Source organism: Hephaestia mangrovi, from assembly GCF_019880555.1.
Classification (GTDB): Bacteria; Pseudomonadota; Alphaproteobacteria; order Sphingomonadales; family Sphingomonadaceae; genus Sphingomonas; species Sphingomonas mangrovi.
Genome location: NZ_JAINVU010000001.1, coordinates 487,974 through 502,717, shown reverse-complemented (window position 1 = coordinate 502,717; position 14,744 = coordinate 487,974). Strand labels below are relative to the sequence as shown.

11 protein-coding genes are annotated in these 14,744 nt (G+C 66.4%); 5 read left to right on the top strand and 6 right to left on the bottom strand.

Going from position 1 to position 14,744, the window contains the following annotated elements:
* Positions 1 to 26: 26 nt before the first annotated feature.
* The 3 genes from tal to rpiA are packed head-to-tail and all read right to left on the bottom strand — an operon-like array spanning position 27 to position 3,945.
* A complete protein-coding gene (gene tal, locus K7G81_RS02315) occupies positions 27 to 1,133 on the bottom strand; it encodes a transaldolase (protein ID WP_223029113.1) in 1,107 nt (368 codons plus the stop codon).
* Entirely contained in the window at positions 1,133 to 3,217 is a 2,085-nt protein-coding gene (gene tkt, locus K7G81_RS02310) for a transketolase (RefSeq protein WP_223029112.1), read from the bottom strand. Before tkt ends, tal begins: the two co-directional genes overlap by 1 nt.
* 53 nt (positions 3,218 to 3,270) lie before the next feature.
* Positions 3,271 to 3,945 (bottom strand): ribose-5-phosphate isomerase RpiA, encoded by a 675-nt coding sequence (rpiA, locus tag K7G81_RS02305; protein WP_223029111.1) that lies wholly within the window; start codon positions 3,943 to 3,945, stop codon positions 3,271 to 3,273.
* A gap of 126 nt (positions 3,946 to 4,071) precedes the next feature.
* Here rpiA and otsB point away from each other — a divergent pair, with 126 nt between their 5' ends.
* From otsB to K7G81_RS02285, 4 genes are all read left to right on the top strand, one after another.
* Positions 4,072 to 4,818: a trehalose-phosphatase gene (gene otsB, locus K7G81_RS02300; protein ID WP_223029110.1), complete on the top strand. Its 747-nt coding sequence runs from the start codon at positions 4,072 to 4,074 to the stop codon at positions 4,816 to 4,818.
* Positions 4,815 to 6,611: a glycoside hydrolase family 15 protein gene (locus tag K7G81_RS02295; protein ID WP_223029109.1), complete on the top strand. Its 1,797-nt coding sequence runs from the start codon at positions 4,815 to 4,817 to the stop codon at positions 6,609 to 6,611. Before otsB ends, K7G81_RS02295 begins: the two co-directional genes overlap by 4 nt.
* On the top strand, positions 6,593 to 7,975 hold the full coding sequence (locus K7G81_RS02290; protein WP_223029108.1) for an alpha,alpha-trehalose-phosphate synthase (UDP-forming): 1,383 nt from the start codon (positions 6,593 to 6,595) through the stop codon (positions 7,973 to 7,975). The genes K7G81_RS02295 and K7G81_RS02290 overlap by 19 nt, the downstream gene beginning before the upstream one ends.
* A gap of 77 nt (positions 7,976 to 8,052) precedes the next feature.
* Complete coding sequence (locus K7G81_RS02285; protein ID WP_223029107.1) at positions 8,053 to 9,081, top strand: sulfotransferase; 1,029 nt, start codon at positions 8,053 to 8,055, stop codon at positions 9,079 to 9,081.
* Between the two features lie 16 nt (positions 9,082 to 9,097).
* Here the strand turns inward: K7G81_RS02285 and ftsH are convergent, their stop codons facing one another.
* Positions 9,098 to 11,062, bottom strand: coding sequence for an ATP-dependent zinc metalloprotease FtsH (ftsH, locus tag K7G81_RS02280; protein WP_255586487.1), 1,965 nt, complete (start codon positions 11,060 to 11,062; stop codon positions 9,098 to 9,100).
* A 188-nt stretch (positions 11,063 to 11,250) separates the two neighbouring features.
* On the opposite strand from ftsH, the gene pncB reads away from it, so the two are divergent.
* The gene (gene pncB / locus K7G81_RS02275; RefSeq protein ID WP_223029106.1) at positions 11,251 to 12,558 is read left to right on the top strand and encodes a nicotinate phosphoribosyltransferase; all 1,308 of its coding nucleotides are present in this window, start codon (positions 11,251 to 11,253) and stop codon (positions 12,556 to 12,558) included.
* 264 nt (positions 12,559 to 12,822) lie between these two features.
* Here the strand turns inward: pncB and tilS are convergent, their stop codons facing one another.
* The gene (tilS, locus tag K7G81_RS02270) at positions 12,823 to 13,833 is read right to left on the bottom strand and encodes a tRNA lysidine(34) synthetase TilS (RefSeq protein ID WP_369412009.1); all 1,011 of its coding nucleotides are present in this window, start codon (positions 13,831 to 13,833) and stop codon (positions 12,823 to 12,825) included.
* Positions 13,830 to 14,744 (bottom strand): tetratricopeptide repeat protein, encoded by a 915-nt coding sequence (locus tag K7G81_RS02265; protein WP_223029105.1) that lies wholly within the window; start codon positions 14,742 to 14,744, stop codon positions 13,830 to 13,832. The genes tilS and K7G81_RS02265 overlap by 4 nt, the downstream gene beginning before the upstream one ends.

Genomic DNA, 14,744 nt, shown 5'->3' with positions numbered 1-14,744 from the left:
GATCGGAGGCGGCGTCAAAAGGAAGGTCACGCCGTCGCGGGATGCTTCGCCGCGATCGAACCGAGCAGCGTGTCGAACGCCTTGGCGAACGACTGCACGCCTTCCTCGACCAGCGTGTCGGTGACGCCGTCGAGATCGAGGCCCAGCCGGTCCGCCTCGGCCAGCACGTGCTTCGCGTCGTCGATGTCCTTGGTCAGCGTCTCGGCCGGGGTGCCATGGTCGCGGAACGCGTCCATCGTCGCCGGCGGCAGCGTGTTGACCGTGTCCTCGCCGATCAGCGTGTCGACGTACAGCGTGTCCGGATAGCTCGGATCCTTGGTGCTGGTCGATGCCCACAGCAGCCGCTGCACCATTGCCCCCTTGGCCGCGAGCTTCTGCCAGCGATCCGACTTGATGAAATCGAGATACCATTGATAGGCCAGCTTGGCGTTGGCGATCGCCACCTTGCCGCGGATGGCCTTGGCCTCTTCGGTGCCGATTTTGTCGATCGCGGCGTCGATCTTGCCGTCGATCCGGCTGACGAAGAAGCTCGCGACCGACGCGATCTTGTCGATCGGCTCGCCGCGCGCGACGCGCTGCTCGAGCCCCTCGACATAGGCCAGCGCGACCTTCTTGTACGCCTCGATCCCGAACAGCAATGTCACGTTGACGTTGATGCCCGCCGCGATCGTCGCCGCGATCGCCGGCACGCCGGCCTCGGTGCCCGGAATCTTTATCATCAGATTGGGCTTGCCGACCATCTTCCACAGCTTCGCCGCCTCGGCGATGGTCGCGTCGGTATCGTCGGCGAGATAGGGCGAGACCTCCAGGCTGACATAACCATCCTTGGCATTCAGCCGGTCATAGACGGGCCTGAGCGTGTCGGCCGCTGCCTTGATGTCCTGCACGGCAAGCGCCTCGTAACGGTCGATCGTCGGCGCGTCGGGATGCGCCTTGTCGTAATCGGCCAGGCTGCCGTCATAAGCCGTGCCGTGGCCCATCGCCTTTTCGAAGATCGACGGGTTCGAGGTAACGCCCGACAGCCCATCCTCCTCGACCAGCTTTTTCAGCCCGCCCTCCTCGAGGAACTTGCGGTCGACGAAATCGAGCCACACCGCCTGCCCGAGCTTTTCCAGTTCGTTGAGCTTACCCATCACTTGGTCTCCAGCATTTCCTTGGCCACCTTCACGACATTGTCGACGGTGAACCCGAATTTGTCCGCCAGCTTGGCGATCGGCGCCGACGCGCCGAAGGTCGACATGGTGATCGTCCGCCCGCGCCGTCCGACGTAGCGATCCCAGCCGAGCTCGCCGCCCATCTCGACCGCCAGCCGCGCGGTGATCCCATCGGGAAACACGCTCTGCTTGTAATCGTCCGATTGCAGCTCGAAGCGATACCAGCTCGGCATCGAAACGACGCGGCTGCGGACGCCCTCGGCCTTCAGCTTTTCGTGCGCCTCGGCGACCAGCGCCAGCTCGGAGCCGGTGCCGATCAGGATCACCTCGGGGTCGTCGCTGTCGGCGAGCACATAGGCGCCCTTTGCCACGCCCTCTGCACCGGCATATTTGGTCCGGTCGAGCGTGGGCATCGCCTGACGCGACAATACCAGCGCGGTCGGGTGGCCGCCGTCGGTCACCGTCGCGCGCCACGCCTCGGCGACCTCATTGGCGTCGCCGGGGCGGATCGTGTCGATTCCCGGCGTCGCGCGCAGCATCGCCAGTTGCTCGATCGGCTGGTGGGTCGGCCCGTCCTCGCCGACGCCGATCGAATCGTGCGTGTAGACCCACACCGCGCCGATCTCCATCAACGCGGACAGGCGCACCGGCGGCCGCATGTAATCGAGGAACACGAAGAAGGTGGAGCCGTAGCCGCGCAGGCCGGAGAGCGTCATGCCGTTGACGATCGCGCCCATGCCGTGCTCACGCACGCCGAAGTGGAAGTTGGTGCCGTCGTAATCATTCGCCTCGAACGAGGGCGCGCCTTTGATGTCGGTCTTGGTCGAAGGCGCGAGGTCGGCCGAGCCGCCGAGCAGCCAGGGCACCTTGGGAACGATCGCGTTCAGCACCTTGCCGCCGGCATCGCGCGAGGCGAGGCCCTTGGCATCGGCATCGAAGGTCGGGATATCGGCATCCCAGCCGTCGGGCAGCGTGCCCGCCAGCATATGCTCGACCTCGGCGGCGAGATCGGGATGCGCCGTCTTGTAGCGCGCGAACAGGCTTTCCCATTCCTCGCGCAACGGCCGGCCGCGATCGGCGATCGCCTTGTTGAACGCTTCCGCGACGCCATCCGGCACATAGAACTGCTTGTCAGGCCAGCCGTATGCTTCTTTGGTGATGCGGACATTGTCCTCGCCCAGCGCCTCGCCATGCGCCTTGGCGGTGCCGGCGCGTGGGGACCCCCAGCCGATCACCGAATGGACGACGATCAGCGTCGGCTTGTCGTCGGTCTGGCGGAAGGCTTCGAAGGCGTCGGCCAGGGCATTGCAATCATTGGCATCATCGACATGGATGACGTTCCAGCCATAGGCCAGGAAGCGCTCGCCGACATCCTCGTCGAATGCGAGATCGGTGCCGCCCTCGATCGAGATATGGTTGCTGTCGTAGATCCAGCACAGGTTGGAAAGCTTCAGGTGCCCGGCCAGGCTCGCCGCCTCGGCCGAGACGCCTTCCATCATGTCGCCATCGCCGCACAGATTGTAGACGTCGTGATCGAAGATCGCGAAGCCGTCGCGATTGTAGCGCGCGGCCAGCCAGCGCTCGGCGATCGCCATACCGACCGAATTGCCACAGCCCTGCCCCAGCGGCCCGGTGGTCGTCTCGACGCCGGTGGTGTGGCGATATTCGGGATGCCCCGGCGTTTTCGAGCCGAGCTGGCGGAAATTCTCGATATCCTCCAGGCTGATCGCGGGCTTGCCGGTCGGCTTGCCGTCGCGATCGACTTCCTTGACCTGGGCGAGATGCAGCAGCGCGTAAAGCAGCATCGAGGCATGGCCGACCGACAGCACGAAACGGTCACGATTGGGCCAGTGCGGCGCGTCGGGATCGGTGCGCAGGAACTTCGACCACAAAGTATAACCCACCGGCGCCAGCGCCATCGGCGTGCCGGGGTGGCCCGAATTGGCCTTCTGCACCGCGTCCATCGCCAGCGTGCGGATCGTGTCGATCGCCAGCCGCTCCGGGCTGCCGTCTTCGTGGACCGGATCGCTCGGCGGCTTGTTGGTGGTCGCGGTGTCGGTCATGCTTGTCTTCCCCAGCTAGGTGCCGAACGCGGATGCGCGCGGCTTTGTTTCGTTCAATGCCGTTCGAGCCGATCGACGCGGCCGCCGGTGGCGATATAAGCGGCGTCGACTTCGCGCAGGAACAGGCCGTGGGCGAGCACGCCCGGTATCGTCGACAGCGCCACGGCAAGCTCGTCGGGCATGTCGAGCGCGGCGAACGCGCAGTCGAACACAATATTGTCCTGATCGGTCAGATAGGGATCGGCCCCCGCCCGGCGCAACACCGGCTCGGCGCCCAGCCGGCGCAACTCGCCCAGCACGGCGCTGCGCGCGAACGGCAGTACCTCGACCGGCACCGGCACCCCGCCGAGCCGCGCCACCCGCTTGCGCCCGTCGGCGACGACCACCATCCGCTTCGCCGCATTGGCGACAATCTTCTCGCGCATCATCGCGCCGCCCGCGCCCTTGATCGCGCGGAAGGCGGGGTCGATCTCGTCGGTGCCGTCGATCACCAGATCGACCGTCGCGACATCCTCGAAATCGAGCAGCTCGATGCCGTGCCGCGCGGCCAGTCGCCCGCTTTCCAGCGAGGTCACGACGGCATCGATCTCCAGCCCCTCGCTCACCCGCTTGCCGATCGCGGCGATCGCGAAGGCCGCGGTCGAGCCCGAGCCGAGCCCGACCAGCATGCCGTCCTCGATCTCCGCCACCGCTGCCTCGGCCGCGAGTCGCTTGTCGTCGTCGATCATCACGTGGCGATCTAGGCCGATGCGCGGACAAAGCAACCGCCGCGGAACGCTCGCGTAACGAGTGCAGTGCAACAAAGTTTGCCGCAAGGGGTTCACCGCGTCATGCCAGCCGTTATGAAGGCCGCAATGGCCGACACTCGCGACCTTCCGCCGCCGCCCGCCGCGCTAATTGACGGCGCGAGCCTGTTCCTCGATTTCGACGGCACGCTGGTGGAGCTTGCCAACCGTCCCGATGCCGTCGCCGTCGATGCCGCGCTCGGGCGGCTGCTCGCCGGTATCGGCGCGCAGCTCGGCGGGCGCGTGGCGCTGGTCAGCGGGCGTTCGATCGCGACGCTCGACGGCTTTCTCGCCAGCCACGGTACGGCGCTCGGCATGGTCGGCAGCCACGGCGCAGAGACGCGCCTCGCCGGCGGCGCGATCGAACGGCCGGAGCGCCCCGCCGCGCTCGATGCCGCACTCGATCTGTTCACCGATCGGCTCGGCGGGCGCGACGGCGTGGTGATCGAGCAGAAGCCGCTCGGCGTCGGCGTGCATTATCGCCTCGCCCCAGAAGCCGAGCGCGAGGCGCATGTGCTGGTCGAGGATTTCGCGCGCGAGAACGCGCTCGACGTTCAGCACGGCAAAATGATGGTCGAGCTGCGCCTGCCCGGCCACGACAAGGGCTCGGCGATCACCGCGCTGATGGCGCGCGCGCCGTTCGCCGGGCATCGGCCGGTGTTCCTCGGCGACGATCTCACCGACGAGCCGGGTTTCGCCGCCTGCGCGCGGCTCGGCGGCGCCGGCATCCTGATCGGGGCGAGCCGCGAAACCGCCGCCGGTTATCGCCTGCCCGACGTCGCGGCGGTCCACGCTTTCCTGAGGACCGCGCTTTGACCGCGACCCTTGATCTCTGGCCGATCGGCAATTGCCAGGTCTCGGCGCTGGTCGATCGCTCCGGCCGATTCGTCTGGGGCTGCACGCCGCGCGTCGACGGCGATCCCGCCTTCTGCTCGCTGCTCGACGACAAGCCGCCCGCGGGCAAAGGCGCGTTCGGCTTCTGGGAGATCGATCTCGACGGCAAGGTAGAGACGACGCAGGCCTATCTGCGCAACACGCCGATCCTCGTCACGCGCCACACCGATCTCCATGGCAACGCCATCGAAGTGATCGATTTCTGCCCGCGCTTCAAGCGGATGGGCCGGATGTACCGGCCGGTCGCCTTCGCCCGAATCGTCCGTCCGGTTGCCGGCGCACCGCGCATCCGCGTCCGGCTGCGCCCGGCGCGGGCGTGGGGCGGCGCGATGGCCGATCACACCCGCGGCTCGAACCATATCCGCTATCTGGTCGAGGAAAGCGTGCTGCGGCTCACCACCAATGCGCCGATCGGCTGGATCGAGGATGAGCGGCTGTTCCGCGTCGAACGCTCGCTGCACTTCTTCCTCGGCCCCGACGAGAGCTTCACCGCCGACATCGTCGAGGCGCTGGAGACGATGCTCGATCGCACGGCGGAGGAATGGCGCCATTGGGTGCGCGGCCTCGCCACGCCGGTGGAATGGCAGGAAGCGGTGATCCGTTCGGCGATCACCTTGAAGCTGTGCCAGCACGAGGAGACCGGCGCGATCGTCGCTGCGCTGACCACCTCGATCCCCGAACATGCCGATTCGGGCCGCAACTGGGATTATCGTTTCTGCTGGATTCGTGACGCTTATTACACCGTCCAGGCCTTGAACCGCCTCGGCGCGCTCGATGTCCTCGAAGCCTATCTCGAATACCTCCGCAACATCGTCGACAATGCCGCCGGCGGCCACATCCACCCGCTGTACGGCGTCGGCGGCGAGCAGACGCTGATCGAATATGAGGCCAAGGCGCTGTCGGGCTATCGCGGCATGGGCCCGGTGCGCGTCGGCAACCAGGCCTATGAGCAGGTCCAGCACGACGCTTACGGCCAGATCGTGCTGTCCAATGTCCAGGCGTTCTTCGACCACCGCCTGCTGCGCGTCGGCGGGGTCGAGGATTTCAAGGCATTGGAGCCGATCGGCGAGCGCGCCTGGCAAGTCTATGACCAGCCCGACGCCGGCTTGTGGGAATTGCGCACCAAGAGCCACGTCCACACCTATTCCGCCGCGATGTGCTGGGCGGCGTGCGACCGTCTCGCCAACGCCGCCGCCGCGCTCGGCCTCACCGAACGCGCCGAATTCTGGCAGGATCGCGCGCAGACCATGCGCCGGAAGATCGAGGAGGAAGCGTGGCGTCCGGAGACCAACCGTCTCTCCGCCACGTTCGCCGGCGACGATCTCGACGCCAGCCTGATCCAGTTGCTCGATCTGCGCTTCTTCGCGCCCGACGATCCCCGGTTCCGCGGCACGCTGAAAGCGGTTGAGGATGGCCTGCGCCGCGGCAGCCACATGCTGCGCTATGCCACCGAAGATGATTTCGGCCTGCCCCACACCGCGTTCAACGTCTGCACCTTCTGGCTGATCGAGGCGCTGCATTTCACCGGCCGCGACGCCGATGCCCGCATCCTGCTCGAGGAAATGCTCGAGCGTCGCACGCCCGCCGGCCTGCTCAGCGAGGATATTGATCCCAACACAGGTGAATTGTGGGGGAACTATCCCCAGACCTATTCGCTCGTCGGAATGATCAACTGTGCCGTTCTGCTATCCAAACCATGGAGTGCCATCCGCTGAGCCGTCTCATCGTCATCTCGAACCGCGTTTCCGCGCCAAAACCCGATCAGCCCGCCGCGCAGGGCGGCCTCGCCGTGGCGCTCACCGCCGCGCTTCGGGAAAGCGAGGGCATCTGGTTCGGCTGGTCGGGGCATGCAGGCGAAGATCACAAGCTCGATTTCGAAACCCATGCCGGCGTCACCTCGGGCACGATCGACCTCACGGCGCAAGAAATCGACGAATATTACAACGGCTATGCCAATTCGACTTTATGGCCGCTGTTCCACTACCGGCTCGATCTCACCGAGTTCGAACGTGATTATCAGGGCGGTTACGAGCGGGTGAATCGCGTGTTCGGCGATATCGTCGCGCCGCATATCATGCCCGACGACGTGGTGTGGGTGCACGATTACCACATGATCCCGCTCGGCTGGATCCTGCGCCAGCACGGCATGAAGAACCGCATCGGCTTCTTCCTGCACATCCCCTGGCCGCCAACGCGGCTGCTCGTCGCGCTGCCCGACCACAAGCGGCTGGTGGAGGCATTGTTCGCTTATGACGTGGTCGGCTTCCAGTCGGCCGAATGGCTCGAATCGTTCCGCCACTATGTCACCCATGAAATGGGCGGGACGCTCGGCGAGAACGGCCGGATCACGGTCGGCGGGCGCACGATCCGCGCGATCGCCTGCCCGATCGGCATCGATTCGAAGGATTTCATCGCCAACGCCAACACCGATCACGCTCGCGACGTGAAGATGCGCGTGCTCGAAAGCGGGGTCGGCCGGCAGATGATCATCGGGGTCGACCGGCTCGATTATTCGAAGGGGCTGGCCGAGCGCTTCCTCGGCTACGAGCGTTTCCTGCAAAAGAATCCCGATCGCCGCGCGCTGGTCTATCTGCTGCAGATCGCCCCGCCCTCGCGCACCGACGTCGAGAGCTACCAGGCGATCCGCAATCATCTCGATTCGCTGTCGGGCCGGATCAACGGCCAATATGCCGATATCGACTGGACGCCGATCCGCTACGTCAACCGCGGCTATCCGCGCGACACGCTGGCCGGCGTCTATCGCGCCGCGCGGATCGGCCTCGTAACCTCGTTGCGCGATGGCATGAACCTGGTCGCCAAGGAATTCGTCGCCGCGCAGGATCCGCGCGATCCCGGCGTCCTGATCCTCTCGCGCTTCACCGGCGCGGCCGAGCAGTTGACCGGCGCGCTGATGATAAACCCCTATTCCGCCGACGACATCGCCGAGGCGATCGGCACCGCGCTGGCGATGCCGAGGGAAGAGCGTATTGCTCGCTGGCAGCCGATGTTCGACAATGTTCGCGATCATGACGTGACATGGTGGCGCGAACGCTTCATCGCTGCGCTCGAGGCCGCCTGACGACGGCAACTGCGGCGCCGCCGCCTTGAGACCGTCACCTGTTTGAGCGAAGATGCCGCCCGCAAGAGGGAGACGCCGTGCGCGCGATTGTCCATATCGGCTATCACAAGACCGCGACGACCTGGTTTCAGAATCAGGTCTATCCGCGCGCGACCAGCCACCGCTGGATTGGCCGCGATCGCGCGCAGCAGGCGCTTCTCGCTCCCGATGGCCTCGCCTTCGATGCCGTCGAGGCCGCCCGCCAGCTCGCCGATCCCGCCGATCCGCGCCCGCCGGTGATCTGCGAGGAGAATCTCAGCGGCTATATCCATAACAACGGCCTTCACGGCCTGATGGCACCCGAGGTAGCGCGCCGCATAAAGGCGGTGCTGCCCGACGCGCTGATCGTCATCGCGATCCGCGCGCAGCCAAGCATGATCGCGGCCAGCTACGTGCAATATGTCCGCGCCGGCGGCACCGCCAGCATCCGCAACTACCTGTTCTCGCAAACGCGCCGGCGCGGCGCGCTGAGCCACCCGTTCAAGGCGCCGCGCTTCGGCTTCGGCCATTTCGAATATGATCGGCTGATCGCCTATTATGACAGCCTGTTCGGTCGCCAGAACGTGCTCGTCCTGCCGTATGAGCAGCTGCGCACCGATCCCGATGCCTTTCTGGATGCGATCGCTTCCGCATCGGGATTGACGGTCGATCGCAATGGCATCCACGACAAGAAGCCCAATCGTTCGTTCGGCCATGTCACGATCGCGATCGGACGGGTGCTCGGCCTGTTCACCGCGCGCTCGGTCGCCGACAAGCGTTATCTGATCGATATTCCCGGCTTCTATGCGCTGCGCCGGGTGGCTCTCGAGGCGACGGCGCGTATCGAAGGGCGCGCACGCGCGGATCGCCTGCTCGGCAAGCGCCTGCTCGCCTTCATCCGGCAGCGCTATGCGCAAAGCAACGCCCGGCTCGAAAGGTCGCGCGGCTTCGATCTACGCGCGCTCGGCTATCCGGTCGAGGATGCCCCGCAAGCCGCCGCGATCGAGCTATCCCCGCCCCGCAAGGCCGCGAAGCGCGTACCGGCAGCCGCCGCTGCGCGCACCACCCCGGTCAGCGCGGCGACCTGAGACTCGGAACCGCCTTCTAAGCCCCGAGGGGCTTCGGCGTTCCGAATGGCCCGGACGGGCGCCGCGTCTTGGGGATCGAGGTGCCCGCCGCCGGCACCGGCTGCATGCCCGCCGCCGGTCCGTCGTTGCGCTCGATCGGCTCGCCGGCGATCAGCTTCTTGATCTCGTCGCCGGTCAGCGTCTCATATTCGAGCAGCGCGTTGGCCAGCGCGTGCAGCTGGTCGATATGCTCGGTCAGCACCTTGCGCGCGCGCGCCAGCCCGCCTTCGACCAGGCTCTTGATCTCCTTGTCGATCAGCTGCGCGGTCTCGTTCGACATGTGCGCCGGGCGCGACATCGAATAGCCGAGATAGCTCTCATCCGAATCGCCATATTCCAGCGGTCCGACCGCGTCGGACATGCCCCATTGCGTGACCATCGAGCGCGCCAGCCGCGTCGCCATCTGGATGTCGCCCGAAGCGCCCGAGCTCACCCGGTCGTAACCGAAGATCAGCTCCTCGGCGACGCGGCCGCCCATCGCGATCGACAGGTGCGCGTACATCTGGTCGCGGTGCATCGAATTCTGGTCGCGCTCGGGCAGGCGCATCACCATGCCCAGCGCGCGCCCGCGCGGGATGATCGTCGCCTTGTGGATCGGGTCCGATGCCGGCTCGTGCAGCGTGACGATCGCGTGGCCCGCCTCGTGATAGGCGGTCATCCGCTTCTCGTCCTCGGTCATCAGCATCGAGCGCCGCTCGGTGCCCATCATGACCTTGTCCTTGGCCTCTTCGAATTCGGCCATTGCCACCAGCCGCTTGCCCTTGCGCGCGGCGAGCAGTGCCGCCTCGTTGACGAGGTTGGCGAGGTCGGCGCCCGAGAAGCCCGGCGTGCCGCGCGCGATCACGCGGGCATCGACGTCGGGCGCCAGCGGCACCTTCTTCATATGGACCTGCAGGATTTTGACCCGGCCCTCGATATCGGGCCGCGGCACCGTCACCTGCCGGTCGAAGCGGCCCGGCCGCAGCAGCGCGGGATCGAGCACATCGGGGCGGTTGGTGGCGGCGATAATGATGATGCCTTCGTTCGCCTCGAAGCCGTCCATCTCGACCAGCAACTGGTTGAGCGTCTGCTCGCGCTCGTCGTTCTGGTTGCCCAGCCCGGCGCCACGCGAGCGGCCGACCGCATCGATCTCGTCGATGAAGACGATGCACGGCGCCGATTTCTTGGCTTGTTCGAACATGTCGCGCACGCGGCTTGCGCCGACGCCGACGAACATCTCGACGAAATCCGAGCCGGAGATGGTGAAGAACGGCACACCAGCCTCGCCCGCAATCGCACGGGCGAGCAAGGTCTTGCCGGTGCCGGGCGAGCCGACCAGCAGCGCGCCCTTGGGTATCTTGCCGCCCAATCGCGCAAACTTGGTCGGGTCTTTCAGGAACTCGACGATTTCCTGCAATTCCTCGCGCGCCTCGTCGATGCCGGCAACGTCGTCGAAGGTGACCTTGCCTTCCTTCTGCGTCAGCATCCGCGCACGGCTCTTGCCGAAGCCCATCGCGCCCGAGCCCGAATTCTTCTGCATCTGACGCACGACGAAGAAGGCGATGCCGAGAAACAGGATGAACGGCAGCGAATTATAGAGCAGGTACATCCAGATCGACGGCTCGTCCTTGGGCTGCGCGTTGATCGTCACGCCCGCCTTGCGCAGCCGGTCGGTCAGCTCCGGATCGGCCATCGTGTAGGTCCGGAAGTGATCGTCGTTGGAATAGGTGCCGGTAATCACGCCGTCGCCGACATTCACCGCGCGCACCGATCCGTCCTGCACCTTGTCGAGGAAGGTCGAATAGGGGATCGTGGTGCCCGCCGTCTCCGTCGAACGGCCGTTTATCAGCCCGACGAATAGCGCCAGCGCGAGCAGGATGCCCGCCCAGATCAGCAGCTGCTTCATCCAGGGGTTGCCGCCGCCGCCTTCATTGCCGGGGCCGTTCTGCTTGTTGTCGTCCATGCGCGCTGTCGTACCTTTCGCACCCAAGATAGGCGCATGGAGGTTAATGGCAATGGAACAATCGCGAAGTCTCTGATCGATCGTGGCCATCACACGCCGGATATCCTTTCGGCGTGGTTTGCTTGCCATCCGGCAGCGCTTCCTGCGAAAGCGATGGGCACCGAACAATCCTGCCCGAAAGCGCCTGCATGGCCGTGACCGATATCGCTACCCGTACCTACAATCACAATTTCCGGCTCGATCCGATCGTCCGCAGCCTGCTCGATACCGATTTCTACAAGCTGCTCATGCTGCAGATGATTCGCCACGTCCATCCGGACGTCACCGCCACCTTCTCGCTGATCAACCGCAGCCATGCCGTCCGCCTGGCGCAGGCGATCGACGAGGCCGAGTTGCGCGCGCAGCTCGATCATGCCCGCACGCTGCGTTTCACCAAGAAGGAGCTGATCTGGCTCGCCGGCAACACCTTTTACGGCAAGACGCAGATGTTCGCGCCCGATTTCATCGCCTGGCTCGCCGATTTCCGCCTGCCCGATTACGACCTGCGCACCGTCGACGGCCAGTATGAGCTCCGCTTCGAAGGCCCCTGGACGCACACGACGATGTGGGAGATTCCGGCGCTGGCGATCATCAACGAGCTGCGCTCGCGCGCCGCGCTGCGTGATCGCGGCCGCTTCGCGCTCGATGTCATCTACGCCCGCGCCAAGGCCAAATTATGGGAGAAGGTGGAGCGGCTGCGCCAGCTTCCCGATCTCGTCCTGTCCGATTTCGGCACCCGGCGGCGCCATTCGTTTCTCTGGCAGCGCTGGTGCGTCGAGGCGTTGAAGGAAGGGCTTGGGAACCGCTTCATCGGCACCTCCAACGTCCTGCTGGCGATGGACGCCGATCTCGAAGCGATCGGCACCAACGCCCACGAGCTGCCAATGGTCGAGGCCGCGCTCGCCGGTGGCGATGACGCGGCGCTCGCGCGTGCCCCCTATCGCGTGCTGGAGGATTGGCAGCGCCATTACGGCGGCAACCTGCTGATCGCCTTGCCCGATGCGTTCGGCACCACCGCCTTCCTCACCAACGCGCCAGATTGGCTGGCGGGCTGGACCGGCTTCCGCCCCGATAGCGCGCCGCCGATCGAGGCCGGCGAGGAAATCATCGCCTGGTGGCAGGCGCATGGGCAGGATCCGCGCACCAGGCTGCTGATCTTCTCCGACGGCATGGACGTCGAGTCGATCGAGCAGGTCTATCGCCACTTCCACGGCCGGGTGCGGATGAGCTTCGGCTGGGGTACCAATCTCACCAACGATTTCCGCGGCTGCGATCCCGAGCACGATGCCGATCTCGATCCGATCTCGTTGGTCTGCAAGGTGACGAGCGCCGACGGCCGCCCCGCCGTCAAGCTCTCCGACAATCCGTCCAAGGCTTCGGGCGACCCCGCCGAAATCGCCCGCTATCGCCGCGTGTTCGGCGATCCCGGCCATCAGCCACGCCCCGTCCGGGTGTAGGGTTTGCCGGCCATGGTGCGGTGGGAACGAACTCCGCGGCATCAAGATCGAGCCGTCACCGGCGAACTCGTTTCAGGGTCCATGGTGCTCCATCAACGCCAAGCGGGGCGGTCGGCGTTGCACCATGGATGCTGAAACAAGTTCAGCATGACGGCACTCATGATGCGAACTCGAGATTCAGGCGACTAGAGCCGACCGACATTCAGTCTTGACCGCGGTCAAGCCAAAGCAAGGCCAACGCTGCGTTCTGAATGTCGATTCGCCCTATCCCGTCCGCCGCGCCGGCGCCGTGCCGAATCTCCACAAGTCGCCTTTGGGCCGCGCCAGCACGCCCGCCTGCGTCGCCGCCTTGCCGCGATCGAGCGCATCGAGCAGCGGTTCGATATTGGCGTCGGGCGACCAGTCGGGCCGATCGACCCCCGCCGCCGCGCGCACGGCGCCGATCGCGCGCAGCGCCAACCGCCGCCGCAGCCCGCGCGGCAATCCGGCCATGTCGATCCTGATCGTCCCGCCCCGCCCCTGCCGGGCCCGCTCGGCCCACACCCAGTCCGCGATCGCGCGCAATTCCCGGTCCGCTTCGGAAAGGTGCGCGGCGGCGCGCGCGATGCGCGGCGCATCGAGCCACTCATGCTCATTGAGCAAGCGCCGGAACCGCGTCCGGTCGTGGCGCGGGTCATCGTTCGCGGGGTCGTCGACGAACGGCAGTTCCGCGCGCCGCACGATCGCGCGCAGTTCGGCGCGCCGCCAGTCGAGCACCGGCCGCACCAGCAGCAACGCCCGCCCGTCGCTGGCCGTCACTTTCCGTGAGGCGCGCACCCCGGCGAGCCCGGAGAGCCCCGCGCCGCGCGCCGCGCGCATCAGGAAGGTCTCGGCCTGGTCGTCGGCCTGATGCGCCGTCGCCAGCGCCATCGCGCCGGCCTGCGCTGCCCAGTCGATCAGCAGCGCGTAACGAAGGTGGCGCGCCTGCGCTTGCAGGCTGGCGCCGTCCGGAAAGGCGTCCGCCACCAGCGTCGCGTGCGGCACGCCCAGCCCGGCGCACGCCGCCGCCACCATCGCGCATTCGTCCGCCGCCGAGGCGCGCAGGCGATGATCGACCGTCGCCGCGATCACGCCCCCCGGCCACGCCGCCGCAGCGAGCGCGAGCAGCGCCATGCTGTCCGGCCCGCCCGACACCGCGAGCGCCAGCGGCGCCCCGGCATCGGGCTTCCGGTCGAAGTTCCGCTCGAAATGCGTCGCGAGCCGGCTCGCGTCGGCCGGATCGACCGCCTTGGTCACTTACACTGGGCGGTGCGGCGGGCAGCGGTGATGTCGGCCTTCATGCCCGTCGAGATCTTGTCGCCATAGACGTCGCTCAGCTCGTCATAGACCTTGCAGGCATCCGCCGGCTTGTTGAGCTTCATTAGCGCCTGACCGAGATAATAAAGGCTGTCCGGTGCGCGTTCGCCATCGGGCATCTTCTTGTAATTGTCGTAGAAAGCAATCGACGCGAGGCTCGGCTTGCCATCGTCGAGATACGATCGCCCGAGCAGGTTCTGCGCATAGCTCGCCCGGCGTGTATTCGGATATTTCTCGACCACCGATTTTAACTGCGCCTCGGCCGCCGGATATTGCTTCGCCGCCCACAATCGGTAGCCATAGATATAGGCGTCCTCTTCCGGATCGCCGGTGCTCGGCTTTTCAACGCCGCCGGTGCCGGCAGACGCATCGCTTCCGGCATCGGCTACCGGCCCGCCCAACGGCGGCGGGCTGTCGATCGGCGTCGCGCCGCCACTGGCCGGCGCGCCGATCCCGCCGCCCTTGCCTTCCAGCGCGGCGAGCCGCTGGTCGGTGACCTGCTTGTAGCTGTTGAACTGATCCTCGAGCACCCAGAGCCGGTGCTGCGTCTCCTCCACCGTGTTGGTCATCGAACTCATCTGCTGTTCGAGCGAGGTCACGCGCGACGACAGGTCGGTCAGCGGGCTCGATGCCGGCGTGCCGTAGCCGGTGTCCTGCTGCGCTTGGCTGGGCGTGATCTGCGGCTGGATGTAATTCTGCCCCGCACCGCCGGGGAAGACCTTGCGCTGCACCGCGTTCATCTCGCGCTCGAGCCGGTCGACACGGCCGGGGATGTCCGATTGGGCGAAGGCCGGAACGGCGCTGCCGGCGATCCCCAGAACGGCGACCGCGGCGACGAGGAATGGGCGCAT